Source organism: Heyndrickxia acidicola, from assembly GCF_001636425.1.
Taxonomy (GTDB): Bacteria; Bacillota; Bacilli; order Bacillales; family Bacillaceae_C; genus Bacillus_AE; species Bacillus_AE acidicola.
The window spans coordinates 1,332,235-1,358,718 of record NZ_KV440953.1; the positions used below are offsets into that span (position 1 = coordinate 1,332,235).

Annotated in this window: 27 protein-coding genes and 2 pseudogenes; 5 read left to right on the forward strand and 24 right to left on the reverse strand. The window is 36.1% G+C overall.

The genetic code is table 11. The annotated features are described in order from the left end of the window. Positions 1 to 93 precede the first annotated feature (93 nt). Entirely contained in the window at positions 94 to 225 is a 132-nt protein-coding gene (locus A5N88_RS26080; RefSeq protein WP_260525545.1) for a hypothetical protein, read from the reverse strand. Here A5N88_RS26080 and A5N88_RS06215 point away from each other — a divergent pair. Beyond that, complete coding sequence (locus A5N88_RS06215) at positions 218 to 1,321, forward strand: 5-methyltetrahydropteroyltriglutamate--homocysteine S-methyltransferase (protein WP_066264176.1); 1,104 nt, start codon at positions 218 to 220, stop codon at positions 1,319 to 1,321. The two genes, A5N88_RS26080 and A5N88_RS06215, sit on opposite strands and share 8 nt — an antisense overlap. 203 nt (positions 1,322 to 1,524) lie before the next feature. Here the strand turns inward: A5N88_RS06215 and A5N88_RS06220 are convergent, their stop codons facing one another. The 6 genes from A5N88_RS06220 to A5N88_RS06245 form a co-directional block, all read right to left on the reverse strand. After that, positions 1,525 to 2,037, reverse strand: a complete 513-nt coding sequence (locus A5N88_RS06220; protein ID WP_066264179.1) for a GNAT family N-acetyltransferase — start codon at positions 2,035 to 2,037, stop codon at positions 1,525 to 1,527. 367 nt (positions 2,038 to 2,404) lie between these two features. Then, positions 2,405 to 2,641 carry a hypothetical protein gene (locus tag A5N88_RS06225; RefSeq protein WP_412733856.1) on the reverse strand — a complete coding sequence of 79 codons (237 nt, stop codon included), beginning with the start codon at positions 2,639 to 2,641 and terminating at the stop codon, positions 2,405 to 2,407. A gap of 28 nt (positions 2,642 to 2,669) precedes the next feature. Then, positions 2,670 to 2,951 (reverse strand): hypothetical protein, encoded by a 282-nt coding sequence (locus A5N88_RS06230; protein WP_412733855.1) that lies wholly within the window; start codon positions 2,949 to 2,951, stop codon positions 2,670 to 2,672. 60 nt (positions 2,952 to 3,011) lie between these two features. Next, positions 3,012 to 3,242, reverse strand: a complete 231-nt coding sequence (locus A5N88_RS06235) for a hypothetical protein (protein WP_066264180.1) — start codon at positions 3,240 to 3,242, stop codon at positions 3,012 to 3,014. Between the two features lie 297 nt (positions 3,243 to 3,539). After that, positions 3,540 to 3,962 carry a hypothetical protein gene (locus tag A5N88_RS06240; protein WP_066264182.1) on the reverse strand — a complete coding sequence of 141 codons (423 nt, stop codon included), beginning with the start codon at positions 3,960 to 3,962 and terminating at the stop codon, positions 3,540 to 3,542. 365 nt (positions 3,963 to 4,327) lie between these two features. Continuing rightward, positions 4,328 to 4,810 (reverse strand): Hsp20/alpha crystallin family protein, encoded by a 483-nt coding sequence (locus A5N88_RS06245; protein WP_066264184.1) that lies wholly within the window; start codon positions 4,808 to 4,810, stop codon positions 4,328 to 4,330. Between the two features lie 145 nt (positions 4,811 to 4,955). Here A5N88_RS06245 and A5N88_RS06250 point away from each other — a divergent pair, with 145 nt between their 5' ends. Beyond that, entirely contained in the window at positions 4,956 to 5,201 is a 246-nt protein-coding gene (locus A5N88_RS06250; protein ID WP_066264185.1) for a hypothetical protein, read from the forward strand. A 139-nt stretch (positions 5,202 to 5,340) separates the two neighbouring features. Here the strand turns inward: A5N88_RS06250 and A5N88_RS06255 are convergent. From A5N88_RS06255 to A5N88_RS06285, 7 genes and pseudogenes are all read right to left on the reverse strand, one after another. Then, positions 5,341 to 5,999 (reverse strand): annotated as a pseudogene (locus tag A5N88_RS06255) (FusB/FusC family EF-G-binding protein). 340 nt (positions 6,000 to 6,339) lie between these two features. Beyond that, the gene (locus A5N88_RS06260; RefSeq protein WP_066264186.1) at positions 6,340 to 6,606 is read right to left on the reverse strand and encodes a CD3324 family protein; all 267 of its coding nucleotides are present in this window, start codon (positions 6,604 to 6,606) and stop codon (positions 6,340 to 6,342) included. A 321-nt stretch (positions 6,607 to 6,927) separates the two neighbouring features. Further along, positions 6,928 to 8,238, reverse strand: a complete 1,311-nt coding sequence (locus tag A5N88_RS06265; protein WP_066264188.1) for an ammonium transporter — start codon at positions 8,236 to 8,238, stop codon at positions 6,928 to 6,930. A 3-nt stretch (positions 8,239 to 8,241) separates the two neighbouring features. Then, positions 8,242 to 8,601, reverse strand: coding sequence for a P-II family nitrogen regulator (locus A5N88_RS06270; protein ID WP_066264189.1), 360 nt, complete (start codon positions 8,599 to 8,601; stop codon positions 8,242 to 8,244). Positions 8,602 to 9,567: 966 nt separating this feature from the next. After that, a complete protein-coding gene (locus A5N88_RS06275) occupies positions 9,568 to 10,170 on the reverse strand; it encodes a YdcF family protein (protein ID WP_066264190.1) in 603 nt (200 codons plus the stop codon). Between the two features lie 158 nt (positions 10,171 to 10,328). Then, positions 10,329 to 10,892, reverse strand: a complete 564-nt coding sequence (locus A5N88_RS06280; RefSeq protein WP_066264192.1) for a histidine phosphatase family protein — start codon at positions 10,890 to 10,892, stop codon at positions 10,329 to 10,331. Between the two features lie 287 nt (positions 10,893 to 11,179). Then, positions 11,180 to 12,211: a YheC/YheD family endospore coat-associated protein gene (locus tag A5N88_RS06285; protein WP_066264193.1), complete on the reverse strand. Its 1,032-nt coding sequence runs from the start codon at positions 12,209 to 12,211 to the stop codon at positions 11,180 to 11,182. Between the two features lie 185 nt (positions 12,212 to 12,396). On the opposite strand from A5N88_RS06285, the gene A5N88_RS06290 reads away from it, so the two are divergent. After that, positions 12,397 to 13,620, forward strand: a complete 1,224-nt coding sequence (locus A5N88_RS06290; RefSeq protein ID WP_066264194.1) for an ATP-grasp domain-containing protein — start codon at positions 12,397 to 12,399, stop codon at positions 13,618 to 13,620. 987 nt (positions 13,621 to 14,607) lie between these two features. Here A5N88_RS06290 and A5N88_RS06295 read toward each other — a convergent pair. The 4 genes from A5N88_RS06295 to A5N88_RS06310 form a co-directional block, all read right to left on the reverse strand. Next, the gene (locus A5N88_RS06295) at positions 14,608 to 15,984 is read right to left on the reverse strand and encodes a Mur ligase family protein (protein ID WP_066264196.1); all 1,377 of its coding nucleotides are present in this window, start codon (positions 15,982 to 15,984) and stop codon (positions 14,608 to 14,610) included. Between the two features lie 750 nt (positions 15,985 to 16,734). After that, positions 16,735 to 17,583 carry an STAS domain-containing protein gene (locus tag A5N88_RS06300; protein WP_066264198.1) on the reverse strand — a complete coding sequence of 283 codons (849 nt, stop codon included), beginning with the start codon at positions 17,581 to 17,583 and terminating at the stop codon, positions 16,735 to 16,737. Between the two features lie 357 nt (positions 17,584 to 17,940). After that, positions 17,941 to 18,273, reverse strand: coding sequence for a hypothetical protein (locus A5N88_RS06305; protein WP_066264199.1), 333 nt, complete (start codon positions 18,271 to 18,273; stop codon positions 17,941 to 17,943). Between the two features lie 336 nt (positions 18,274 to 18,609). After that, positions 18,610 to 19,344, reverse strand: a complete 735-nt coding sequence (locus tag A5N88_RS06310) for a LytR/AlgR family response regulator transcription factor (protein ID WP_066264200.1) — start codon at positions 19,342 to 19,344, stop codon at positions 18,610 to 18,612. A 453-nt stretch (positions 19,345 to 19,797) separates the two neighbouring features. On the opposite strand from A5N88_RS06310, the gene A5N88_RS24190 reads away from it, so the two are divergent. Further along, positions 19,798 to 19,953 (forward strand): aspartyl-phosphate phosphatase Spo0E family protein, encoded by a 156-nt coding sequence (locus tag A5N88_RS24190; RefSeq protein ID WP_083953064.1) that lies wholly within the window; start codon positions 19,798 to 19,800, stop codon positions 19,951 to 19,953. 179 nt (positions 19,954 to 20,132) lie between these two features. On the opposite strand, the gene A5N88_RS06315 is transcribed toward A5N88_RS24190, so the two are convergent. The 4 genes from A5N88_RS06315 to A5N88_RS06330 form a co-directional block, all read right to left on the reverse strand. Then, positions 20,133 to 20,855, reverse strand: a complete 723-nt coding sequence (locus A5N88_RS06315; protein WP_157090614.1) for a LytR/AlgR family response regulator transcription factor — start codon at positions 20,853 to 20,855, stop codon at positions 20,133 to 20,135. Positions 20,856 to 21,030: 175 nt separating this feature from the next. Then, entirely contained in the window at positions 21,031 to 22,620 is a 1,590-nt protein-coding gene (locus A5N88_RS06320; protein ID WP_066264201.1) for a GAF domain-containing sensor histidine kinase, read from the reverse strand. 704 nt (positions 22,621 to 23,324) lie between these two features. After that, positions 23,325 to 23,687 carry an ArsR/SmtB family transcription factor gene (locus tag A5N88_RS06325; RefSeq protein ID WP_232317542.1) on the reverse strand — a complete coding sequence of 121 codons (363 nt, stop codon included), beginning with the start codon at positions 23,685 to 23,687 and terminating at the stop codon, positions 23,325 to 23,327. Next, positions 23,656 to 24,078 carry an SRPBCC family protein gene (locus tag A5N88_RS06330; RefSeq protein ID WP_066264203.1) on the reverse strand — a complete coding sequence of 141 codons (423 nt, stop codon included), beginning with the start codon at positions 24,076 to 24,078 and terminating at the stop codon, positions 23,656 to 23,658. Before A5N88_RS06330 ends, A5N88_RS06325 begins: the two co-directional genes overlap by 32 nt. A 716-nt stretch (positions 24,079 to 24,794) precedes the next feature. Between A5N88_RS06330 and A5N88_RS24195 the strand changes: the two are divergent. Then, a pseudogene (locus tag A5N88_RS24195) lies at positions 24,795 to 25,025 on the forward strand (chromate transporter); the annotation flags it as partial. 107 nt (positions 25,026 to 25,132) lie between these two features. Here A5N88_RS24195 and A5N88_RS06335 read toward each other — a convergent pair. Further along, entirely contained in the window at positions 25,133 to 25,405 is a 273-nt protein-coding gene (locus A5N88_RS06335; RefSeq protein ID WP_066264204.1) for a DUF1294 domain-containing protein, read from the reverse strand. A 250-nt stretch (positions 25,406 to 25,655) separates the two neighbouring features. Beyond that, positions 25,656 to 26,411, reverse strand: coding sequence for a carbon-nitrogen hydrolase family protein (locus tag A5N88_RS06340; protein ID WP_066264208.1), 756 nt, complete (start codon positions 26,409 to 26,411; stop codon positions 25,656 to 25,658). Positions 26,412 to 26,484 lie beyond the last annotated feature (73 nt).

Below are 26,484 nucleotides of genomic sequence, written 5' to 3' on the forward strand. Positions count from 1 at the left end.
ATTTGACCCAATTATGATTAGAACTTTACAACGGTTAGAGCTAAGCACCCATTGGATAAAAGTGAAAATCAAGTTTAAAAAGCTTGGCTTTGCTCATCTTGCCTGTTGCTTTCCGCTGCAGTCACCCACCCTCTCTCCAATCAGCATCGTTCTAAATTCAACATTGATCTCTAACAGATATAAAAGCTTATTAAAAATAATGAAAGAAGGAATGAGTATGTCCATTACTTTGACAAAGGCCCCCTTTCGCGCTGACCATGTAGGAAGCTTACTACGACCCGAATCCATTCATCAAGCCAGAAAAGAATATAAAAACGGAACGATAACTTCAGCTCAATTACGTGAAATAGAAAACCGTGAAATTAAACGTATTGTTGAAAGGCAAATTGAAATTGGATTAGAGCTTGTTACAGACGGTGAGTACCGCCGAACATGGTGGCACCTCGATTTCCTTGAGCACCTGAATGGAATCGAAGGGTATGTGCCTGACCAAGGTTATCAATTTGCGGGTGAAGAAACAGATCGCTATCACGTCAGGAATATTGATAAAATTTCTTTTAACAAGGAGCATCCATTTATTCAGGATTTCAAAGATTTTAATGAAATAGTAGGTGGACGTGCGGTTGCTAAACAAACCATTCCAAGTCCAAACCAGTTATTTAACATTGCCATACGAAATAAAACAATTTATCCAGATATCGAAGAATTTGCAAGAGACATTGTCGAGTGTTATCGGGACGTTTTAAAAACGTTCTATGAAGCTGGCGTCCGTTATTTACAATTCGATGATGTTTATATTGCCAGGCTTTGCGATCCAGAGTTCCAATTTAAAGACGGTGAATATACGAGAGATCAGCTTATTGATTTAGCATTGCGCGTGATCAATGGGGTCCTTGAGGGAAAACCGGATGATTTGGTGGTTACAACCCATTTATGCCGTGGAAACTACCGCTCAACATGGGCCTTTGAGGGAAGCTATTCAATGATTGCCCCTACTTTACTGGCACATGAAAACGTAGACGGATTTTTTCTAGAATACGACGATCATCGTTCAGGAGACTTTAAGCCTTTGGAATACGCAGCAAAAAACAATGCCCGGGTCATTCTGGGACTCGTTACCTCCAAAACAGGTAAGTTGGAAGATAAAGAGACGATTAAAGCAAGAGTAAGAGAGGCAGCACAATATATCCCATTAGAGCGCCTTTGCCTTAGCCCCCAATGTGGATTTGCTTCTACCCACCATGGCAATAAGTTAACAGAAGAACAACAATGGAACAAACTCAAATTTATTGTTGAGATTTCCAAAGAGATTTGGGGGTGAATAATGTAGAAAAGCGCAAGCTCCTTGCTCTTCGGCGTGCGGATTTCTGCTACCGATAGGTACTGGAGCTGGACAGAAACTACATTAGTTCTATACGTTAGTGATTAAAATTTTTTTCCTTCTTCAAACAAAATAGCCCCCTATTATGAGGGGAGCTATTTTGCATATACTAATAGAAGAAAAGTGGATCCAAAAAAAATCTATTAAAGAAATGGCCTTATATCCTCCCAGGCTAAAACCAATTCATTAAGTTTTTCCCCTCCAATGTCCACCACTTCCAAGTCTATCTTCTTTGCTCCGAGAGACTCATAAAAATTCTTCGAAGGATTGCCTTCTAACACCATAACTATCATGCTTTTAATATGATTCTGATGCAAATGCTCTATAACTGCCTTTACCAGTAGCTTGCCAAGGCCTTGTCTTTGACATTCTTTTAAAAGATAAATAGCATATAATTCACCCTCATACTCTGGATGATATTTTTTACTCCTTTCCTTCCCTCCGGATGCAAAGCCCACAATTCTGCCACTCTCTTGTTCAGCCACAAATATTCCTCCATTTGGAATAGCATTCAACCACATTTCTTCCCTGGTTTCATACTTAAGGCTATCAAGATAATCTTGAGGAACAATTTTTTGGTAGGTCGTTTTCCAGCTATCTACATGCACCCGGGCTATACCCGCAGCGTCGGCTAATACTGCCTTTCTAATAATCATCTACACACCCCTCAAGAAACAAAAGCAATTTGCATTTCCATTGCCTTTTTAAACCCGTATTTTTTTTATGACTTTGTAAGCAATAGTGAAACACAAATACATTCGCTAAAAAACAATCAAAATCCTCTAAACACAAAAGTATAGTTACTGACTTTGTTGTTTTTTCTTATTCAAGTGAAACTCTTTTTTCTCACGCCTTTTACCTCAGCAGAAAGGTTATAGTAAAGAAAAGAAGCAAAAAAACGAGCAGCTTTCAACTAATTTAAAGAGCCTATTATAAATAGCGAATCTTCGTATAGAAGAAATGGAAAACAATAAAAAAATAAATCTTAAGAATGGCCAATTTGCTTGAGAACTATAATCTATCTTAGACTAAACTGTTTTTAATTGACGGATTATCACTTACATCAGGATCCATAATCGGAGAGATCGGAAGGCTGACCGGAGATAAATCGCCATTAAGTTCTCCGAATGCCTGATTCCGTTTATATGAAAGAAATTGGTCTATATATTGAAGTGAACCCGCATTAATGACCGCTCCATTATCAACTGAATTAACCTTAAATGCAAAAACATTTAAAACCATAGGGGTAAATTGCACCATCATCTTCACTCCTACAAAAAATTTTTTGTTAAATTAAACTATTTTTAATACTAGCACTATCACTTACATCAGAATCTAACACAGAAGAAGCGGGATTAAAAATTGGAGAAAAATCACCATTTTGTTCCCCAATGCCTTGGTTTCTCTTATAAGATACAAACAAGTCCAAGTGTTGACTTGTTCCCATATTGAATACTGCCGAATGGTCAAGAGAATTTATTTTTATAGACTGCAAATTAATCGTTACGGGCGAAAAAAACATACACATCTCTCCTAAAAAATTGTGAAATGCAATTCTGTTTTCATCCATTTCCTCCTTTATGAAATAATTTTGCATTTTAGATGCTTTAAATGAAGAAATTTTTAATGGCTAATTCGTTTTTTTTACCGAAAAAAAATCAGATAAATCGTTATCTATCGTTTTAGCATACGGATTAACTTGAATTGTATTATCCGCTAGCTGCTGACCAAATGCTTGGTTTTTTCTGGCTGTTACATTTCTGCCAATCTGGATTGTTGTTCCTATTGAAATTGCACTTGAATGATCCGCACTATTAAGCTTTAAATCACCTAAATGAATATTAATTGGAACAGGTTTCATAACTGCTTCCCTTTCTTTTCAGGTTTGTTCGTTTTAAAATTATTTCTTTAAGACTAAGTTAAAAGGACTGATTGTCGACTGTTTCATACAAATAAACTATAAAATAGATCTTTAACAAAGCCTTTTTTAAATTTATTTTTCTCAATAAACTATATGTGTTGGATTATAAATTATTAATGCGGAGCATTTTGTTTACTTTACTTTAAATCTTACGGCCCCTTCAAGTAAGGCTTCTTACGGCCTCAATTACCTTTTTAAAAAATATTTTCAGATACATGATATTTAAATGGCACATCGTTATCTGCTGTTAATGTTAATTTTAGGTTCAACGTTTTTTTTCTCTGTTTTAAAGCCTGAATTCACGGTATTGTTCCTTTTCAGTTCTTTATTTTCTTTATTCAAAAAATCCATTATTCCCCCTTCACCATAAGTTGCTCCTATATTTAGCCTTCCTTTCAATTCCTTAATTCCTAGCTGCCCAAAATTGTTATTAAGCTCCACCTTATCAATGACAAGCCGTTCGACGTTAAGCTTTTCAACCACAATAGGCGGTTGGATATTACCTTCAGGAGTGAGAGGTTTTTCATTATTCGGAATTGCATCATTTTGTACAGACTTATTTTTTTCAATTATTTTCTCCAGCTCACTAATTTTTCTTTTTAATTGCTTTATTGTTGAATCATTTTTTAAAAAATAATTGAATACCCCTTTTAAAGACATAAAATTCACCGCTATCTTTATATTTTTGGCTCTGTTAAATTTCTATATTGATAACTGCTCGTTTTTTTTCCCATTTTCCAGGAAAGAAGGGAACAAAAAGCAAAATATCATGCTTTTTTGTTTCCTTTCTTTCCTGGAGCTAAAAACAACAGAGTCCCCAACAAAGCCATATTTTTTGATGGAGCAGCTTAAAAATGATTGTTATTATGTATAGCATGTCCCACCGCTAAAGGAAATGGATATTATTATGGAGTGAAAGATTACAAAAGGGATTGGTTATCATTGTGGATAAAATTAAAATGCTCATCTTATTTTGTAACACAGGTTCTATAGATTCGAAATAGCTTTTATACAAATATAGCCTACTATTCAATAATAATTTGTTCATCACAGTGTTCAATTCGTGTAAATGTGATAATTAAAAGCCCATTAAGGTATTTTGCCGCACTATTAGCATTTTCAACTGGAGCTGGAATCTTAATAGTCCTTTCAAAAGGGCCGTATTTTCTTTCCGTTACAAGTGGTGTTGCGTGGTGAAATAAAGGTTTGACAATTCCTCTTATGGTGACACTTTGATGATTGAAAGAAACCTTCATATCCTCCTTTGCAACACCTGGCATAGAAGCAATTAGAAAAAGACTTTTTTCATTTATATAAACGTCTACTAGCGGCAATTCCTGCTGCGGTGAAACCGGAGTTTGGACAATTGGCTGACTCGGAGCAGGCCCGGAATTTGTATTCATAAAGGAATTTGTTTGATCCTGATCAAAAATAGAATTCCAAAAATCTCCGCTTCCCTGAACTCTTTGCGCAAACTCCATCCATTGTTTTAGTTTTTCTATATCCATTTTAAACCTCCATGTATATTGAAAAGGGTGGCAGCGGCAGGATTTACATGCTGTAAATATAGGAAAAGCCTTAAAGTGAAAACGTTATATTACATACATATCTCATCATCATCATATATATGTTAGGAAAAGGAGGAGGATGTAATTGGCGTCACCGTCTGTTAATATTAATATTTTTGTTTTAAAAATTAATTCCTTTGAAAATGCGTCTGCAGTAAATATCGGCCAAAATCTGTTAGCAGATTGGCACAATTCGGATAAAAAAAATCAAGGATACGGCCAAAATTTCGGAGATGATTCAAAATTTATCGGTACAAGAAGTATGGTAGATGATAAAGACCAAATTGATTGTCCATCAACTTTTGAATCAACGCCGTTGAATTTGATTTAACGAAAGCCGTCGCTAGTTATAGTTGGTTTTTTTAATATTACTATGTAATTGTGCATTGCAAATTATCAGTAATTATGTTTTCTATGAAATCATTTGTTTTTTACTTTACCTTTTAATCTTTAAATAAAAAGGAATCGGCTTAGCTCGATTCCTTTAATCCTTTCAGAAGTTTAATAAATTCCTCCAGCTTCTGAAGCGAGATCATATTTTCATTACATTTCAGACTATCTCTGCAAATATAGTTACCTCGCTTTGTGAATGTCCCTAGAACTGCCCCTTTTGTTTCCGACATAAACAAGCCTACTTCTGCATGGCGGCTGCAAATGGTACATATCCCTTTTTTTGAGAAGGTGTAAATGTACCATGCAGTCCAACGAAATCATTTTGGTAAAGAGCAATCAAGTACTTTTTACTTGAGCCCTTGTCTTCCCAACCCAGATAAGAAATTTCCTTATAGTCCAGGTTCTCCATAAAGGAAGGCAGCTTTAACTTCTTAGCCTTTGGAAACAGCTTCTTAACCGTTTGCTCGGAGACTTTTTAAAAAGGGATCACATACTCCTTCACAGCCTCTAAATACTTTTTGCACTTAACACCATCCTCCACTTCCATTATTCGTTCGAGCAATCGTTTTTGATCTTCATTTAACCTAATAGAAAATAGTTCGTAAATTTTATCTGCTGCCAATGTCTTTAATGCATGAATAACTTTCTTGTCATTTACACTGGCATGACTTTTCACTAAAATTTGCGCTTGTGATTTTATGAAGTTAAATTGATCAGTTCTCATAAATGGATTCATATTCATTCCTCCTATCCATCCACTAGTAGTTTACATCTTGTATATGTAAAAAAATAGGTAAAAAACAATTCTAAACAAACTTTCCACTTAGATTTTTCATTTCTTTTATTTACGCTGTTTTTCCTTAACCAGCAACCAGACTAGCTTATATAAAGAATCAGTTAAATCCAATTCATTTATTTAATGGCTCTGTTAATCTTGCGGGTTAATTTCCCTTGCAGGTATTCTCTTTCCGCGAAAGTCTTGTGCCTCACAGCTCCAATCAACATTGTGCTTAAGCATTGCCTATTTGTTAAAAAATTTTTATACCTTCCAAACATTATAAAAAAGCACTGAAAATTCAGTGCTTTGAATAGACAATCTTTTTGATGGTTTCAACAGAAAGGCAGTATTTGTCTGCCAATTCAGTTAATGCTGTTCCATCTGAATAAGCGTTTTTAATTGTGGCGTTCCGGGATTTTAAAAATCTTCTTGTTCCTGACTTGCTCCCCCATTTTTCGCGTGAGGTCGACTGCTTTGGAATATAAATGGTTTCTCCCTGAACATATTTTTGTATTTCAGAAATAAGCGACTCAGGTAAAACAGAAGTTGCTTTTACATATTTCATTTTTGCCAGCCCCTTAATTATTTAATAAATAATAAGGTGCAAAGCCTACTATTAAATTGGCGAAATATTACTGAATGTTATGCCCCATGCAAGGGATCGCCGTTTCAAAACCAGGCTTTGCATGAGTAGCTGAAGAGTTCGGCAATAAAAATTGACTTGCCATTTGTCTGCCCCCTCACTTTTGTTTTTCACTCTTCATTATAATGGAACCCTGGAAAAACGCCATGCTTTTCAAGCTAAAAATCTACATTCCACTCTTACGTATTTTAAATGGAACAATAAAAGCCGCGTAAGAATTCGCGGCTTTTTCCAACGTATAGTTTACACGATCTCTCTTGAGATCCCTTTTTCTACAGGCGATGCAATCGTAATACCTGTTGTTTCTTCAAAATTATAAAGGCTTGTCGGCAAGTCTGTAAAACGCTCGAGTTCATTATAAGCAGGTATTCCATGATAGGACATATCCAATCCTTCCTCTTCCTCATGGCTGCTAACCCGGAGACCGACTGTTTTTTCACATATTTTGGCCATAAGCGTTCCGCCCATAAGTCCCCAAACCATTACCACAGCTGCTCCTAAAACCTGAACTCCAAGCAATGAAGCATTTCCAGTAGTCAAAAAGCCTTGGGAATGGTCGAACAATCCTACTGCAATCGTTCCAAAGACTCCATTGAACCCATGAACAGCCACCGCACCAACTGGATCGTCTACCTTTAAGAAGTCAACCAATAACGTAGCAAAAATAACAATAACACCGCTGATTATTCCAATTAAAATGGCACTCCACTGAGATACATATGCGCAGCCTGCTGTAATGGCTACCAATCCGGCCAACACGCCGTTAATGGTCATACTAGGATCTGCTTTCCCAAATTTTTTAATAGTCAGGAACAATGCTGCTGTTCCTCCACTTGCACCTGCAAGCATTGTATTCAAAGCGATGGAAGCAAGGGCATTGTTCGAAGCGTCCAACGTACTTCCAGCATTAAAAGCAAACCAGCCGAACCACAAAATAAAGGCTCCAGCCGAAGCTAGTGGAATATTGCTCGGGGCAAAGACATTAGTGCTCCCGTCTGAATTAAACCTCCCTTTTCTCGGGCCAAGGTATTTTGCCATTGAAAAGGCTGCAAATCCACCTACTGCGTGAATGGCAGCAGAACCGGCAAAATCCTTCATACCCAATTTCGCAAGCCAGCCGCTTTGGTTCCAAATCCAATGACCTGTAACTGGGTATAGCACAATACAAATTAATGCCGCTGTTAATATATAAGCGTTAAAATTCATCCGCTCCGCCACTGCTCCGGAAACGATTGAAATACAAGCAACAGCAAACCCTATTTGAAAGAGAACATATGCCGCACTAGGCAAAGGAATAGAGAGGGCAATATGTGATGGATTTCCAAATAGAGTCGTACCAATAAGTCCGAAGGCATCCTTTCCGAACATGAGGCCAAAACCTATAATCCAGAAAGAAAGTGTTCCGACCGTTAAATCTACAAAAATTTTCATGGTGACATTGACGGCATTTTTTGTACGGACAAAGCCTGACTCCAGTAAGCTAAATCCGCCTTCCATGAATAAAACCATTGCAGCAGCAATTACGACCCATACTGCATTTAAATGGATAAGCATCCATTATCCCTCCTTTTCCACTAAATCATCAATATCAAAATCCGGCTTGCCTGTTTTTATATTATAGGCTTCCAATATTGGATAAACGTAAATTTTACCGTCTCCATCATCGCCAGTCTTCGCCGACTCAATAATCGCTTTGATGGTCGGGTCTACCATATAATCAGAAAGGACGATTTCTAATTTCACCTTTGGATGTAATGTAATTTTATAATTTTTCCCTCGATAAACACCTTGAGTGTCTTTTTGCCTTCCTCTGCCTACTGCTTGAGAAACAGTAAAACCTGTAATTCCAATGCTCTTTAAGCCTTTAATTGTCTCAGTCAGCCGTTCAGGTCTAATAATCGCTTCAATTTTTTTCAATTCATTCCACACCGCCTGCAGTATGTGAGATTTTATAACATCAATATGTTTTATAATATAACATATTTGAATTATGGTCAATTGACTTTAATGAAAACATACGCCTAATTGAGCAATTACACTATTTCAATACAAAGAGGTTGTCCCAAATGGTGCAGTGTTATCAAGTGACCTTGGCTACAACAAATTTTTTTGCTTTTTGATTACTACTGCAGGCATTTCCTTTCGCTCCAATCAACCTTTAAGCTAAAAATGGGGATTGCACATAGATATAGGCAGCGTTCTAATCGTCCTGCTAGGTTGATTTTCGCTTCAGGCACTCGCTTTCCACTTCAATCAACTTTAGATTCAGATCAACAATAGGATTTAAGAAAGACATGGGAAGTGCCCTTGTCATCCTGCTGGTTGGTTTTCGTTGTAAATCTCGCTTCAGGAATCGGTAGAGGAAGCTCCTCGTCGCAGTGTTCGTGGGGGGTCCCGCTGATCCCGCAGGAGTCTCGCACCTTCCTCTTCAATCAACCTTTGAATTAAATCTAAATTGGGGAATGTACATAGACATAGGCAGCGTTTTGATCCTCCAGCCAGTTGATTTTCACTCTGAATACTCGCTTTCCGTGGGCGGTAGTGAAATTACATTGTTGCATGCTTATGAGAGATCCCCAAATAATTCTCTTAACTTGCAGGAGTCTTTTGCCTTCCACTCTGATTAACGTTGAATCCCGACGATCTTTGGGGATTACTAGATATGCTCAGCGCTATTCGCTCTGCCTGTTCTCTTCTGCTCAAATGTATTTTCAGCAGATAGATACCATGCTATTATTCGCATCAATTGTTCTTCTTCTCTTTTCCTTTTTCTGTCCAAAAATAAAAAAAGAGGTGACTCAAAAGGCCGCTTATTACCGCCTTTTGAGTCAGCCTCTATTGACCCCTTTAAAAAAAACGTTGAGTTTTTCTTTTCCTATGACACTATAAATCAATTTCTCTATCCAAAAGAATCCCCCTTTTTGTGTACTGTATAATAGAATGCATTTCCTTCAATATTAATTGCTCAGTCTGCAGGTCATCCTGCCAGTTATGTTTCTGGCCGAGCGGCCTGTCATCAGGACATAGGGTATAATCGATCCAGGTGGGCATATAGGTTTTAAGAGTCAAATAACATCTTTTCATATGGAAGGGAGCACTGACCGCTAAGATTCTTTTTACTGTATGCAGCCCTAGCTTTTTTTGCAAAACATATGCTGAACCAATGACATTTTCCGTTGTATTATCCGCTTCGAGCTCCATAAGGATCTTATCTTCGGGAACCCCCATTTTAATCAAATGATTTCTCATCCAGACTGCTTCAGCAGTCGCCCCCTCTGGCCATCGATTTGCGGAACCTGAAACCAGTATGACGGGAGCCCTTTTATCGAAATATAATTGAGCCGCTTTTTTCACCCTATGTAAACTCCTATTTCCAAATACAAGAATGCAATCACCCTCCTGTCCATCATCTTCCATGCCTTCAAAAATAAATTGGGTGATTTGCTCTTTGGTCAATTCCTCTATCTTCAATTGTGAAATGAACATAAATCCTCCTCCAGGCAGTAAACATACCCTGTTCCATAAGGATTTTAAAAAGGCACTCGCTTCATCTTGTCTCTTAAGACTAATTAACTTTCACGTCTCTGCACTCTATTTTTGTAACAATTGTTCTTTCAGCGAGCGTTTTCACTCTGTAAGTTAGACTAGAGTCTGTTTTTCCATAATCTTTTCATGGAGATCAACTCTTTACCCTTGAAGCTTAATTTATAAATATCCGGCATATCAAGTGCTCTCCAAAAAGGGAGCCCGATCTTTCCATCAAAGAAATTCATCGTTAAGACCATGATATTGCCATGTGTGCCAATTACAACGTTTTTCCCTTCATAGTCTTTTAAAACCTGCAAGGCAGCGTTACCCCCTCTTTCTCGTGCAGCGTTATTTGACTCACCCCCCGAAAAAGAAAAACTCTCATCCTCCCAGACTTTGTTGATCGCAGATTGAAAGTCTATTAAAGGTTTTCCAGAGAGTAATCGTTCTCTAAATTCATATTCCTTAACAACTTCTTTGCCAATGAGGTTTGCGATTCCTTCAACTGTTTTAACAGCTCTTTTATAAGGACTGGAAATCACATCATCAATCTTCTCATTTCTTAATCTTACCGTTACTTTAACAGCATCGATAGCGCCTTTTTTAGAAAGAGGTCTTATCAATTCATCAGGTGAATAAACAGAATGTGCATGCCGGACAAAATAAAGATTTGTAAGCAAAATAGCCCCCCTTTAACTCCTTTACAGATGCATTCACATAACTCTTAAAAGAGCCACATTTACATATAAAGTCTGCGTATTTTTCAATCCCTCCTCTCCTAATTCACCGAAAGCTGTATATTTCCTTTTTTATAACATATCATTTTTAATGGATTTTCAGGCTTTTCCCAAACAAATGACAAACCTTCATTATAAACATAAAAACAACCCGGCAATGACCAAGCTGTTTTTAGGGGCTTATGAATACTTTCCTTTATATTCTCCGTAAAACAATATATTTATGAATTCTAGTTCTTATTGGCAGCAGCTAAATATTTGGCATATTGAATTGTATTTTTAGCTACATCTAATTCAAGGTCAAATATCATAGGGGCACCAGGACGCCAATTCACCTCAAATATCCATAATTTTCGTTTTTGGTCTACGCCTATATCAATACCGAGTTCATCAAAAGAATCCCCTTTATAAAGAGTTTCAAAATGGACCGGAAAATTTAATGAAAACCATTTCAATTGCTGATACACATCGAACCATTTATTACCAAATTCATTTTTAAGAAAATGCTTTAAATATGCTGTATAACCTCCGTTTGACATATTGGATGTAAAGGTTCCCAACTGGCCTATTCGTGGATAAATAGAAGTAATGACCCATCTTCCTTCACCATTTTTTTGAACATGAAGCCTAAAATCATAGACATGGCCTGATTTAATTTTACACATAATAAATGGCTGAATTAAATACTCTTGTTCTTTCGTATGTTCCATAAGGAGCTTTTTTAATGCTTTTTCTGAATAAATGTTTGTTTCGCCATTTTCATTTATCTTATATTCTGCTTTTCCTTCTCTTTCAATAAAGAGAATGCCTCCGCCTTGATGTCCGCTTACCGGTTTCATAACAATTTTATCAAAACGGTTCGCAAAAATGTCGAACGTTTCAAAATCTTTATACGTTTCGGATGGAATCAGATAAGGCTCATATTCCCCTCCTTCCTTGATTCTTTTATAAACACTCATCTTATTTCCAATTGAATGGCTTGTAAATGGTATTCGATCATATAGGTAATTAACTATATCTTCAGCCTTGGATGTAGCTGGTCCGCTTGCATTAAATATGACATCCGGAAAGGGAAATTCTTTATCTACCCAGTTTCCCTTGTCATACACTTTTCCCATAATACTTTGTTTATGTATATTCACTTTTCCAGGAGAGAAATAAAAAAAATCCACCCCTTCTACCTTCGCTACAGCTGCATAGGCATACGCTTTTTGAACATCTTTTGGATGTGCCCGATGATGGAGCATTCCCAAAAGCACCATATTAAAACCCCCTTCATTGCGCTCCTCCTTTCAATAATATTGATGTACAGCATGACATATTCGAAAAAATGGTCTGCCTATTTAAGAAACCAGCAAGAACCGTTACACACATATACTTATATTCTATTTCTATAAGCCAGTTGTTGTTGTAATCAAATGATTTTAAAGGTGGGCTAAATTAAATAATGAAAACATTTATATTTATCGGAACCAATAAATCCGGATCCAGCCGGGAGGCTATTCGAGCCGCAGATCGACTTGGTTTTTTCACGGTTTTATTTACTAATAGAAAACAATTTCTGAATCAAAGGGCTGAATTCCCAGATGTACACCTTATGCTGTTTTCAGACTTGGACGACGTTGACTCCTTAAAAAATCGGATTTCTATTTTAAGCAGTGAGGGAAAAAAAATTAATGGAATTATGAGTTTTATGGATTCTTACGTACAAATTGCAGCACAGCTTTCCGAGGAATTCGGACTAGGCACCTACTCTTTAAAAGCCATAAGTGCAATGGAAAATAAATTAGAAACACGAACGATTCTTCAATACCATCCATCCACTCCTTTTTACATCAAATATAATTCAGACCAGCCATTAGATGACTTTGTTGAATCAGTTACTCCCTCTTTTCCTCTTGTTGTAAAATCCCCATTCTCAACAGGGTCTAAAGATGTTTTGTTTGTAAACAATAAAGAGGAATTTAAAAAAACACTCTCTAAACTATCTGCTAAAGAAGAAGATATTTTAATAGAAGAATACCTGCAAGGTCCCCAATATTTAATAGAGGTCCTGGTTCACAATGGATACGTTTCTATTGTGGCGATTATCGAGCAGCAAATTACTTATTTTCAACATTTTATCGTTACAGGCTATGCGCTGCTCGCAGAGGTACAGGAGTCCTTCTATAACAGTATCTTTGCCACGGTAAGCAGTATTTTACACCAACTGGGGTTGAAAAACGGCGCCTGTCACTTTGAAATGCGCTGGGTAAATGGAGAATGGAAATTAATCGAAATCAATCCGAGAATTTCCGGGGGAGCAATGAACCGAATGATTGAGGTCGCCTATGGGATTAATTTAGTAGAGGAAACGATTCGAGTTTATTTAGGAAACAAGCCAAACCTAACTAAAAAACAAAATAAATTTGTTTACACGCACTACTTAACGGTAAATGAAACTGGAACTTTGGTTAAGGTCACTGGAAGAAATCGCTGCTCCAAATATCCAGGTGTAGAGGAGGTTTTTATTAAACCCCGAAAAGGAAAGGTTTTACATTCACCTAAATCAATGGGCGACCGTTATGGATATGTAATGGCAGCTTCCAATTCCCAGGAGGAAGCAAAAAAAATCGCAATTGAAGCAGCAAAAGAAATAACATTTAATCTGAATCCAAACATCAATCGGTAGAAATGAAGGGAATTTTACTCAAGAAACGGAATTCTTTACAGCACTAAGAATGACAATGGGCAGCTGAACTTCAAATATTTAAGGGGGTATGCAGGATACGCCCCCTCCATTATTCTATGATGGTCATGAACCTGAACCTTTCAAATGTATAGAACGTACATAATTGAAGTTCTAAAAACGAGCAGTTATCAACATAGAACTTTAGTGGAGCCATTCACAAAAAAGAAGTTGTCCCAATTGGTGCAAAGATACCAAGTGGCCTTGGCCACAGCAACTTTTTTTGCTTGTTGGTATCCACTGCAAGCATTTCTATGCGCCTCAATTAGCCTCTAAGTTACATCAAAATTGGGATTGTATATAGATTTGGGATTGTATATAGATATAGGCAGTGTTCTAATCATCCTGCTGGGTTGATTTCTTCTAGAGGCGCTGGTTTTCCACGGCTGGCCGAGAGCCTCATCATTGCAAGCTCCTGGGGGGCTCCCTAAGGCCTGCTGCCCGCAAGAGTCTCGCACCTTCCTCTCCAATCCACCTTTGAATTAAATCTAAATTGGGATTGTACATAGATATAGACAGCATTTTCATTATCTGCCAGTTGATTTTACTCCGAATACTTGCTTATCGTGGGCGGTAGTGGAACTACATCGTTGCTTGCTTATGGGGATTCCCCAATAACTCCCTGAACTTGCGGGAGTCTTTTGCCTTCTACTCTAATTAACGTTGAATCCAAACAATCTTTGGGAATTATTAGAAATGCTCAGCGCTATTCGTCCTGTCTGTTCTTTTCTGCTCAACAGATATACACCATGCTATTATTCGCATCAATTGTTTTTCTTCCCTTTTTCTTTTTCTTTCCAAAAATAAAAAGAGGTAACTCAAAAGACCGCTTATTACCGCCTTTTAAGTCACCCTCTTTTCATCACAAATAAAAATAAAAGAGCGTCTCATTTTTCAATTCAAACCAATTAAGTTCTATGGCATGCTTTTCTATTTCAAATAATCAATGATATCCTCAAAATCACTTTGATTTCCACCTGTTTTAAAATACACAATGTCAGATGGCTTTAAAAATGTATCAAAAAAATTCTTTATTTCATTTGCTTCTGAAAAGTGATAAACATTGTTTGGATCCATTCCACCCCTGATGGCTGGGTTTGCCAGGTCTTTCGCAATCGATCCTTTCGTTATAAGTACATCAATCCCTAAATGCCCAAGCAAATATCCTGCTTTCGTGTATTGTTCATTTGCATACTTTCCGAGTGATGCCATTCTTCCGAGTACAACTATTTTTCTTTGAGACGGCTTTGCGATGCTGCATAAAGATTCTAAACCTTTTCTTAAGGAGGCAGGATTCGATTTCCACGTATCATCCACTAACGTAATTTGGTTTCTACCCTTAATGATTTGAAAATGTGATTTCATATGTTGATAGCTTGATAATCTCTTTATGGCATAGTGTAAATCAATTCCTAAAACATCAGCTACCGCCAACGCTGCGACCGCATTATACACATTACTTTCTCCCAAACCAGGTATATACCCGTTAAACTCCCTTTCTTTAGTTAGAAACGAAAAGTTCATTCCTGAAACATCATAATGAATTTCCTTAATCCTAATATCCGCATCGTCGCTTTTCCCGAACGATACTATGCTTCCTTTATATTTTGAAGTATTGAGAGCGGAGAGATAAGGATCGTCCGTATTTAGTAAAAGCGTTCCCTCAAAGCCTAACCCTTCCATTATTTTTGCCTTTTCATTAATATAATCATCAAATATACTAAATTTATCTGTATGGTCCACATCGATCATCGTCATAACTCCAATGGTCGGATAAAAATACTTACATGCCACCTCCATATCTCCTTTTGCGGCTACAGCTGTTTCAAATACTGCCACATCTGTATCTTCATCGATCCCCATTAAGTAAGGCAGATTGTAATAATCCGCATTTTTGCTGGAAATGGTTGCTTGGACATTATGGGTTTCCTCTAAGATATGCTTTAACATTTCTTTCGTGGTGGACTTCCCACAAGTACCTGTTATGGCAACAACAGGTATGTTGAATAGATGCCTGTAATAGTAAGTAAATTTAAAGAAAGCCTTTTTAAGATCATCTACCATGATAATTTGCTCTGATTTCAACTTTTCGATTGAAGGAAACGGCGAATCTGTCACAATAAAAACATTCTCATAGTTTACTATCGAGTCTATAGGCACGTTTTTGTTTGTCAAGTGAAAATATACAGTATGATTATCAATATCAAACCTGTCATGCGTTACATGAAAGATACGTACACCTTTTTGTTTTTCGTTAGGCTGAACGTTCATTGTAGTTAAAATATCGTCTAATAATAATGTTTTCAAAGTAATCCCCCTATTTGCTTTTCAAAAAGAAAATTGCCGTATGAATAAGAACAATTTAGATAAAGATCTAAATAAAATCGATTCTTTAAAAAGACTCTTACATATACTTTTATTGCTATTCAGAATAAAAAGATGGTTAAAATACCGGATTTTGCATGAATAATAAACAAAACGATGCCAAAGACGAGCAAAATAAGGAAAAATTCACTTTACGAATAGCAACAATTTATGCAAAACAGCCTTAATAAATGACGTTCACCATATATCATATGTTGTACCCCCTTTAATTAGTGTGTGATAAATACTCAAGGGACTAATAAATTGGCTCTGTTAAAATTCTTTGTTGATAACTGCTCGTTTTATAGCTCATTCGTATGAAACAACCGTTTCACACGAATGAGCTATAAAACGACAGAGTCCTTTAACAAGGCCAATAAAATAAAAAAAGGTGATAAGAAACGAGATGGATGGGATTGCTTATTATTAATTGATGTGAACGCAGAAAAATGACAAATAGCAACCAGATTCATTTAGGTATTTGCCATACCACCTCAGCAAGCAATACTATATTTTTACTAAAATTAGTCACCTCCTCATTAAGATTACAAACATGGAGACTAAAACATCTTAAAATGTTAAAAAAGGTAGTCAACTAGGATCCGGTCTAAGCGCTTACATAAAAAAGGAACTTCGATTGAAGATTCCTTTTTGATTAAAACTATTCACTTTGTAATTAACCACAGGATTTTATTATTTTGTTTCCACTTGTTTAAATCCTAACTCGTTAAGAGCCTGCTGCATACTGCTAAACGTTTGGATAAAATGAAAATCAATTCCCAAACGAGTAATCGTTTGGGCAATAGAAGGACGAATTCCAGTTATGATAGACTCCACACCCATTAATTTTAATGATTTAATAACTTGAAAAAGCAAATTTGAAACTAAACTGTCTATTATTGGCACTCCTGAGAGATCAAAAATAATTTTTTCAAGACCCAATCGGTTTGATTCACTTAATGCTGATTTCATGATCAGTTCGGCACGGTAGGTGTCCACAGCACCTATAAGAGGAATAACAGCAAGCCTTCTTGCTAAAGGAACTACTGGAACGGATAATTCCTCCAGCTCCTTATAAGCAGTGTTTAACAAGCTTCGATTATACTTTTCATGAACCTCTCCAAAAATTCTAAAAACAGAATCGAGAAGATTATGAAACTTTTCGGAGATATCAACCAAACTGGTGCAACTAATATGGTTTTGCTGTAGTTCTTCTGTGAATATTTCCCATACAATGATTCTGAAAACCGAAACCATACGCAAGGATTCTGTTAAAGAAATATTATATTTAATTGTCAAGTCCCCTGCCCGTCTCGCCCAATCTTCTACTTTTCTATTGACCATAATTTCTTCATTATAAAGTGCTTCTCCGAAATAACCCATAATTTCAGCCCTTATTTCCGTATAATCGGTTTCTGGCATTCTGCTCTGTTCAAAATTGTTCGTCGTGTATTGATATATGTATTTACTGATCATTCGAGCTAAGGTATATCTATTTTCAACAATCTTTCGACCAATATATTCAAACTCTTGATTCCTCATATTAATTCTCCTTTATACTCTATAAAGGCTCTTTTCGTAAACTTTGCTATATTGCTTAAATTACAGCACTTAAATACAAAGTTTATGAAAGATGCCGACTTGACCATCGAAAATACAGATTTATTCATTGCACGAACAGCAATTATAAACCTAGCCTTTTAAAAAAAGCTGTGCATCTTTTCTATTGATTTTGATTTTTGACACCTGGGAGGCTTTCTTAAACTCTTTATCTCACAGGCGTCCCGGATGCAATTCCAATCAAATTGGATGAAAATCAACATTCAACTTTAACAAACCTTAATGAAGACGGGAAATCATTATTCCAACTATATTAAACAAAGAAAAAGAAATACTCCTCTATGATTTCCCGTTATTCTTCCCGAGTAAATAGATATCGAGTTTGGTCATTTCTAAAGCTTTTTGAAAAGTATTTACTCCACTCCTGAGCCAATAAAAATAGATTTTTGCGAAAGCTGTTCGATCATAAACTGTATTCGAATACTCATTAAAAAAATAAACAATGAGAACATTAAAAATGTCATCCTTCATTTTTTTATTTTTCAAAAAGGTTTGAACGGATATTTTATCCAACCCTCTGATATTTCCCTTGGTCAATTTTCCAAGCATTTCAAGAGAAGAAAGTCTCTTGCATGAGTCAATTAGTTCCAGATCATTTAGTATTTCATTCATCTCACTCTCCTCCATTCTTTCACTCGATTAAATCTATAGAAAAAATGTTACAAAACAGTAGTTTTATCACCTGTATGAATACTAGGATTTCACCTTGCTATTTAATAGTTCAAAGTTCAAGTAGCGACTGATGAGAATGAAAGTTAAGGAATTTCATTTAGGTGGATAATGATCTGAATGATTGAAGCGGCAACGGAGCAAACAAGAGGAAGCGCTAGATTGATTTTTTACAATCTTCATATCTTAATGTTATAAGTGTCATGAAAAATGATATTTGTGATTTCAAGCTGTCCATGTGTATATTCTTTGTATATATCTTGGTTCTTTTTTAGAAGGTTAACTTGTTAGCAGCGCTCTTACCTCCTGTATTTTCAGCTTGGAGATATAAGCGACTTTTTTTGTGTTTGATAAGTAAGCAAGATAAGTTTCTCCCATGGGTTCAATTCGAACAATACTTCTTAAATTCACTAAAAAAGACCGATGTGTTTTAAAAAAATAATCTGGCAATCTGCTTTCTATTTCCTGTAAAGATTCAGTTGTTTCAAAAACCTCATCTTTTGTGTGAAGCATTGTTTTTTTATCTTCTTTTTCGACAAATAGAATATCTTCAAAAAGAAGATAGAGATGTGTATTATAGGATCTGACCGATAACTTGCGATACTGGTCTCTCGAGGATTGCCCCCTCTTTTTATTTCTTAACCCTTCCAAAGAATTTTTTCCTTTTTCCAGAGCAGATAAAAGCTTGTGTCTTTGGATAGGTTTGATTAAATAATCTGCAGCAGCGATATTAAAGGCCTCTACGGCGAATTCCTCATATCCGGTTGTGAAAATAACCTGCAATGTTGGCTGACTTTTCAAACATTCCCTGACAGCCTCCATGCCGCTTAATCCGGACATTTGTATATCAACCAATGCAATATCAGGCTTGATATCCAGTACCAAATCAATAAACTCAAGTCCACTGGACGCTTCACCCGCGTATTCATAATCTGCAAAATAGCTGATAAAATTCTTTAATAAATATCTTGAGGAATCATCGTCATCCACTATTACAACTGATAATGGTTTCATTGAATCCCTCCTATGGTACAGCTATTTCATTTTCACAATTCATTGGACCCGGCACTATACGTTGAGTGTACCTTTTCTTCATTAAGATGTCTAACGGCTGCCGGACACATAGAACGTCTATTTGTGTCTAATAGAGTTGAAAAACCACTTTATAATCCCAAATAGTTACTTTTTAGAACTATCTCTAAATGAAAAAACACGACTTGGCCACTTTCCTCCTCCTCAAATCCTTGTCTGTCTAACTTTTTTTCCAATGCGATTCATATTAGAGTTATCACTATATACTTTGGCATTAGAAAAGAGTTAACAGAAAACAGATTTATAATTTAAATATTCCCCAAAAGAGGCAAAATTCTACATATTACTTCTATTTTTTTACCTCTCACGTTTTTGACCACTATTATTCAATTAATTCTGATAGTATGTTCAGCATAGGTCTTAAGGAGGGATGATATGAATAAGCTTGAAGAAGAAATTGAACATTCCAGAAAAAAATTGTTGGAATTGGCTGCTCTATACGGATTAGCTTCTGAAGAAACAATTACATGCAGTCAATATTTAGATCAATTACTGAACTCATTCATTGTCCAAAAAAAACTCAATTCTTGACTGTTTCCTTCATTTGTTAAGGCTGTTTTCACATAGATGGTTGCTTTACATACAAGGCATCATACCATATGTTGTCTGTCTTCATGGCTCTTTTCGTAAGCTATTCACATCTTTTAATACTAAATCTTGATATTAAATTATGTGTCAATTAACAACAAAGTTTACGAAAAGAGCCTTGGTTAATAACTTTCCAGTTTCAATCTTATATCGTTAATTTTAAGCTTTGAAATACTTGCGTTATAGCCAAATTGATGAAAATAAGCTACAAACGTTTTATGTTGGGGCACAATATGAGAAATCTTTTTGAGGTTAATGATATAAGAACGATGTGCTGCATAAAAGGAAGAGTCGAGTCGAGATAGCAAATTCGCTAAATTTTCATTGGTTTCAAGATTCTGGTTTTTAGAGTAAATCACACTCTTCTTTCCTTTTTTTTCTATAAAGAATATTTCATGTAAGGGAATGTAGGTAACACCTTTTTGGTCTTTCACAGACAAATTTTGAATTTTGGTTTTTGGCAGCTGATTCCCATACTCAATTTTATCTATCGCCTTCCCTAAGGCCTGATGCAGCCGTTTTTTTTCTATCGGCTTTACGATATAATCAACTGCCGAAAGATCAAATGCCTCCACTGCATAATGTTCATATCCTGTTATAAAAATAAATCTTAAATTTGGATAAAAGCTGATACATTCCTTAACAGCCTCTATGCCATTTTTATTTGGCATATTAATATCCACTAATAATAAATCCGGTTTTTTTCTCATAACCTGATCGACGAGTTCTTCGCCATTTCTGCAAATTCCAATAACCTCAAAGTGTTCATGCCCTCTAAGATAATAATGTAAGATTTCAATGGAATCTTCGTTATCATCTATAATCATTACGTTTATAGATTTCAACTATAATGCCCCTTCCTGGGTTGTATTTTGTGATCAAAATAGATTGTTAGAGCATAATTGTTTCTCTTGAAAAAGTAAATCTATATTTCACCACAAAAATAACCAAATCATAACATGTGGAATAATAAAAGAAAGCCGCTCTCTAAACTAACTTCGGTTCACAAAAGGAGCATACTTACTTTTTCCATAAATAAGCTGGCAGTGATATTTTAAAACAGCTGCCTATACCTGGTTCACTTTCAACTCGTACCTTTCCATGCAGCTGTTCAATGAATTGCTTTACCAAAGACAAACCTATCCCTGTGCCTTCAATATTTAAAGTAGGGTGAAAGATTCTATAGAATGGCTCAAAAATTCTTTCATGCTCCTTTTTGGGAATCCCAATTCCAAAATCTTCTATACTAATCTCCAATAAATACTCTTGTATGTTACATGTCACTTTAATGGTTCCTTGATTATTTGAAAATTTGATCGCGTTGGTTAATAAATTCAACAGTATGATTTGAAGCCTTTTTGAATCTGCCAGCACCAATGGTAATTGAGTAAAGTCGACATTACATAATAATGTAATCTGTTTATTAGTCAGCTGAGACTGGACCATATTAATGCAATCCATTAAAACAGGACCAACTTGAATGGGTTTTGCTAGTATATCATTTAGTTGATATTCAGCTTTCGCCACATTTAACGTATCATTAATCAGTGTCAGCAATTGTCTGGAGGAATTCAGTATTCTTTTCAATTTTTTGCTTTGTTCCTTAGATAATGGATCGTGTTCATCTTCATATAGAATTTGTCCAAAACCAAGAATGGAATTTAATGGATTTCTGAGCTCATGGCTCATCATGGATAAAAAATCTGATTTTGTCCGATTGGCTTTTTCCGCTTCTTCTTTTTCAAATTTCAACTTAGAAATAAAGAAGATTCTCTCAAGTGTTATGGCCACATGGCTACAAATTACCGGAATAAGATTTAATTCCTCATCGGAAAAAGCCGCCCTTGCTGTTGAACCAAATGATAAAGTCCCGATAAATTTCCCAAAAGAGATTAGCGGATAGCATGCGTACGCCTTTATTCCAATATTTTTTATGATTTGAAGACATTCTTCATCTGACTGATCGATGTTTTCTTTTACAATCTTTTCTTTGGTCTCAGCCACTTTTCCGCATACAGCTTCCCCTATATTCAGCCATTCAATTTCCCTTTTCATTGCCTCAGGAACCCCGCTGCTGTTCATTAATTTGAGCTTATTTACCTTTTCATCATAAATATAATTAAAAAATGTATCTAAATTAAGATAAAGAGATAGCTCATTAAATAATGAATCAAGGATATCTTTAGGATTATCCTTCGATAATAATTGGCTTGTCGTCTCAGAAAGAATAGTGAGTCTTAGGTTTTTTTTGCGAAACGCCTCTTCAACACTCTTTATTGCAGTAATGTTTTTAATCATAATGACACTATTTTCTGCAGAAGGGTAAATAGTGCAATCTATCCATTTAGACAGTGATGTCAAATAGATTTCAGAATGAATTGTTTGAAGTGTTGACTTTGACTTTGCCATCATACTATACAATTCTTCTCTTACTTCAGGGCGAATCAACTCCCAAATCGCTTTACCTTGAAATTCAAGGCCATCTGGTATTTGAAGAAAACCTTTACCTGCTTCATTCACGAATACTATTTCTTCATCTTGGTTCAAACAGATGATTCCTTCTGCTATTCTTTGTAGCATTTTTATGGTATGGTCTTCCTCAATTTTCATATACAAAGCAATCACCTCATTACGTATATCCTTCTGATAAACTGACCTTTGCTTTATACTTTGGACACATATCAAAAAGATAATATATTTGTTACACTAAAAAAATAAAAAATTCACTATAAGTAAATGGTTCATGATCAAAACTGGCAGCACTCATTCTTTCAAATTCCTCCTCTTTTAAAAGGCAAGAAGAATATTTTCCTAATAATATATCCTACCAGTAAGTTTAATTCTTTAAAACTGTACAAAGGAGGATATGAATTTTGGTCCACCGTTACAAAGAATATTCAGTTGTTTCAAATAATTTCTTTCTTTTTCTATTAACAAAAACCCCCATGAAGCTTAAACTGATCTATAAAGAAAAAAACACAGACTTTAGCCTGTGCCACTATATTCGATGTAAATAATCTCAATAACTAATGCTACCATTGTGCCGCAATAAAAGACCCTTTAATATATCTTACTTTCACATCATAGATGTATTATTTTCATTTGCTTCACTTTAATTTTAACACATATTTCAATTTTTTTAAAATAGTTCAGATCTTAAAAAAATTTTTTATTCAAATTGTTTTTTCAGACCATTTAAGTCTGCTTGTACTGCTTAACCCTCTTTTTCCCGCAAGAGTCTATCGTATCCTCTTAGATTGTAGGATAATAAATGGCTGCCTTTTATTTGAAAAAGGTGATAACCTACAAGAAATTTAATGACCGTCTTTTACTTCTATATATTTTTTCAAGACCAGCAGCTTCTCATCCCAGTATTGTTCAAAAAAAGCCAGCCAATCTTTGACCTCCATGAATGCCTCCGGCCGAAGAGTGTACCGCATTTCCCTACCAGCTTTTTTCCTGTTGACTAACCCGGCATCAGAAAGCACTTGCAAATGTTTATTAACAGCAGTACGGCTTATTGGTAAGCACTCGGCAATGGATGCAATCGGAAGTTCCTTGTCAACAAGCATTTTTAATATTCGCCGGCGTGTAGGATCTGCAATCCCATGAAAAACATCATGCCTCGCTTCAGGAATATCCATTTTAAGCTTCAAAATAGGCTGGAAGTTTTTCATTTACAATTTTATCCCATCCGCCATCCATAATCGTTCGAATCATTGAATGAGGCTGTCCAAACTCAGTCGCTTTATCTGCTTCCCAGCCTGAGTGGATGAGTGTAAACTCTGTTTTTTCATCTAATGATTTTAATTCAAAAACGAGATGCCAGTCTTTTCCCCAGTCAAATCCAAGCCGGTATGGCGGTTCTAATTCCGTAACTTTACACGGTGAATCCCCGAATTGACCTGCATGGAGAATAAATTCATGCCCTAAAACCGGCTCGAACGTATTGGGCATCCACCAGGCTGCTATTCCTTCAGATGTTGAGACAGCCTGCCACACCTTTTTAATAGGAGCATTTAGAATGATGGTCTTACGAATTTCCGTTAAATTTTCTTGTGAATTCAAGATTTTTCCTCCTTCTTTTTAATTATAAAGTGTGTGATAGATATAATATAACACCTTTTAGTGTTATTTCAAAATCTATTAAGTCACAGCAGCAAAATAATACGATACGATCCCTGAATATAGATATTGTAAAATAATTTTCAAAGCTATATAAATTTTTTCTTATAAATTGGCTATAGATTTCCGCTGCAGGCACTTGCTTTCCGCGGGACAGACAGGGAGCCTACTCAAAAAACGCAAATTGCGCCTTTGGGGTCTCCCTATGCCTGCTTGCCCCATACGAGTCTCGAGTCTTTCGCTCCAAACATCATAGTATAAACTTAAATTCAACATATATAGAAAAATAGTGAGGAATATAATGCATTCCGCTATATATAATGGAAAATTAAAAAGATTGGATGCTACCTCTTGTTCTTAATTAAATTGGATTAATCTGGGATTTTCCCCTTAACTTCGTTGCTTTTTGACTAAAAAAGGTTCTATAAATAGTAAATAACTTATTAAGACAGACAAAATACTGAATTATCCATTGTGCGATAATGTAACAGTCTCTGCGAATAGAGGCTTTATTTAAAAGGCTCTGGTTTTCCTGCTGGTTGATTTCTGCTACAGGTACTTGCTTTTCGCGGGCGGTGGGGGAACCTCCTCACTGTAATCCTTCGGGGTTTCTCTTAACCGGTTTTTCCTGCTGGCGTCTCACGTAAACTCTTAAATCCTCAATGCGTCAAAACCAGAAAGTAAAGTGTGCACTGCTCGCGGTTAAAGCAGCGGTTGTCGGAATTTTAATCTCTGCCTTCTGTACTCCTATTTGGACGAGTTCAATCCTTTCAGCCAGGGATTTTGCTTTTGCTTCTATTCTGTTTAGCATGCTGATGTTTTGGAAGCTCCCTCCATGGGTCGTTGTCATCACCGGTGCAGTTGGAGGATATCATATCACATTATTCTAAGTTTTATTAGTGAAGCAAGCCGCACCTAGAGGCGGCTTTTACTTTGATTTTTTTCGACTTTTCTACTGCTCTCCCTATACAGCATCTACATAGCTGCCAAAGGTTAATTAATAACGTAGATTTGCCAAATAGATGACAATTACAATTTGGATGATAGCAAGAGAAGGGAAACCATATTTAAATGAGGGGTGTTTTGTTTTATGTCTAAACATCTCCATACCTATCGTCGAACCCACTCCTCCGCCGAATATCGCCACTCTCCATAATGTAGCCTCCCTAATGCGATACTGGCCATTAATTGCTTTTTTCTTATCCGTATACATTAAAAATAGTCCTAGTACATTTATCACTAAATAATAAATGAATACTAACTGAATCATGTTACCCCTCTTTCCGCCATTCTTTCATTCACAAGCTATTATACAGCAATCATAAATCAATATAAGAATAAATTCTCTTCAACTGTACTAGATAGCTAATGGACTATAGTTTTTTAAAGAAGGATTTAGTAACCAATGATCCAGATATAATGGTAGTCATTGCTTTATTTAAACAGTTTATAAGCTGTTTTTACTATCTATCACTATCCACCTTCTTCGATTTTCAGTAATTTTTAATATGTAGTAGCTTTTAACACAGTGATGGAAGAAAGCGGCTGGCTAACAAACCTGTTGCAAGCTCGGGTTCAATTTCATAAACGAGCAATTCTTCCTTTTCCGGCAACGCGGCTGCAAGTATTTCGCCTTTTGGAGAAATGATAGCAGACGTAGTTTCTTGTCCTTTCAATGCGTAGTTCACACTGGCAAAGTAGATATTGTTTTCGAGGCTTCTGCTTACCATTGCATAATTGTAAAACCCGGGGTTCTCGACTATTCCAGTGTATTGGGGATGAAAGACAATTCTCGCTCCTTTTCGTGCAGCCCATCTTACAGTTTCCGGATAACGCCAGCCTTCATGGCAGATGACAATGCCAAATGTCAAATGTCCAACCTTAAACAATTTTCTCCCTTCACCTGGTACATAATTAAATTGATCTTCTTCCGGATCCATTTGATTCTTTGTTTGAAAGCCAAGTATTTCACCATCGTTTGAGATCACCTTGGCGATAATATGCATGCCCGTTTCTCCTTTCCATTCCATTGGCAAAATAACAGATACCCCTGTTTCCACTGCCAACTTCCTTACTTGTTCTACAGCCTCCATTTGTAAATCGTGATTGTAATCCTCTATCTCATAGCCCACTCCTCTTAAACCTGGGAGAAGGGATTCGGGGAAACAAATTAGCTGGCAGTTTTTCTCACCTGCTTCCAGTATCATCTTCTTGATGGTATTAAGTCCTTCCAGTGCCGAAGCCGGAAATCTAGTCTGCGCGAGTGCAATTTTCATATTTTTCACTCCTTACTCAAAAATTTTAAAATTGGCATACGATACAGGATTCTCTTTTTTTTATTTATTTCCT

Coding starts and splice junctions, on each gene's coding strand:
- A5N88_RS06235 (WP_066264180.1), bottom strand. CDS start 3,242: ATGAAACCTGTTCCAATTAATATTCATTTAGGTGATTTAAAGCTTAAT.
- A5N88_RS06320 (WP_066264201.1), bottom strand. CDS start 22,620: ATGAAAATTGAGGAAGACCATACCATAAAAATGCTACAAAGAATAGCA.
- A5N88_RS06260 (WP_066264186.1), bottom strand. CDS start 6,606: ATGAAATATGTAAAAGCAACTTCTGTTTTACCTGAGTCGCTTATTTCT.
- A5N88_RS06230 (WP_412733855.1), bottom strand. CDS start 2,951: ATGGATGAAAACAGAATTGCATTTCACAATTTTTTAGGAGAGATGTGT.
- A5N88_RS06245 (WP_066264184.1), bottom strand. CDS start 4,810: ATGGATATAGAAAAACTAAAACAATGGATGGAGTTTGCGCAAAGAGTT.
- A5N88_RS06325 (WP_232317542.1), bottom strand. CDS start 23,687: ATGAAAAACTTCCAGCCTATTTTGAAGCTTAAAATGGATATTCCTGAA.
- A5N88_RS06275 (WP_066264190.1), bottom strand. CDS start 10,170: ATGTTCATTTCACAATTGAAGATAGAGGAATTGACCAAAGAGCAAATC.
- A5N88_RS06290 (WP_066264194.1), top strand. CDS start 12,397: ATGAAAACATTTATATTTATCGGAACCAATAAATCCGGATCCAGCCGG.
- A5N88_RS06265 (WP_066264188.1), bottom strand. CDS start 8,238: ATGCTTATCCATTTAAATGCAGTATGGGTCGTAATTGCTGCTGCAATG.
- A5N88_RS06300 (WP_066264198.1), bottom strand. CDS start 17,583: ATGAGGAATCAAGAGTTTGAATATATTGGTCGAAAGATTGTTGAAAAT.
- A5N88_RS06310 (WP_066264200.1), bottom strand. CDS start 19,344: ATGAAACCATTATCAGTTGTAATAGTGGATGACGATGATTCCTCAAGA.
- A5N88_RS06225 (WP_412733856.1), bottom strand. CDS start 2,641: ATGGTGCAATTTACCCCTATGGTTTTAAATGTTTTTGCATTTAAGGTT.
- A5N88_RS06215 (WP_066264176.1), top strand. CDS start 218: ATGTCCATTACTTTGACAAAGGCCCCCTTTCGCGCTGACCATGTAGGA.
- A5N88_RS06285 (WP_066264193.1), bottom strand. CDS start 12,211: ATGGTGCTTTTGGGAATGCTCCATCATCGGGCACATCCAAAAGATGTT.
- A5N88_RS24190 (WP_083953064.1), top strand. CDS start 19,798: ATGAATAAGCTTGAAGAAGAAATTGAACATTCCAGAAAAAAATTGTTG.
- A5N88_RS06220 (WP_066264179.1), bottom strand. CDS start 2,037: ATGATTATTAGAAAGGCAGTATTAGCCGACGCTGCGGGTATAGCCCGG.
- A5N88_RS26080 (WP_260525545.1), bottom strand. CDS start 225: ATGGACATACTCATTCCTTCTTTCATTATTTTTAATAAGCTTTTATAT.
- A5N88_RS06240 (WP_066264182.1), bottom strand. CDS start 3,962: ATGTCTTTAAAAGGGGTATTCAATTATTTTTTAAAAAATGATTCAACA.
- A5N88_RS06305 (WP_066264199.1), bottom strand. CDS start 18,273: ATGAATGAAATACTAAATGATCTGGAACTAATTGACTCATGCAAGAGA.
- A5N88_RS06340 (WP_066264208.1), bottom strand. CDS start 26,411: ATGAAAATTGCACTCGCGCAGACTAGATTTCCGGCTTCGGCACTGGAA.
- A5N88_RS06335 (WP_066264204.1), bottom strand. CDS start 25,405: ATGATTCAGTTAGTATTCATTTATTATTTAGTGATAAATGTACTAGGA.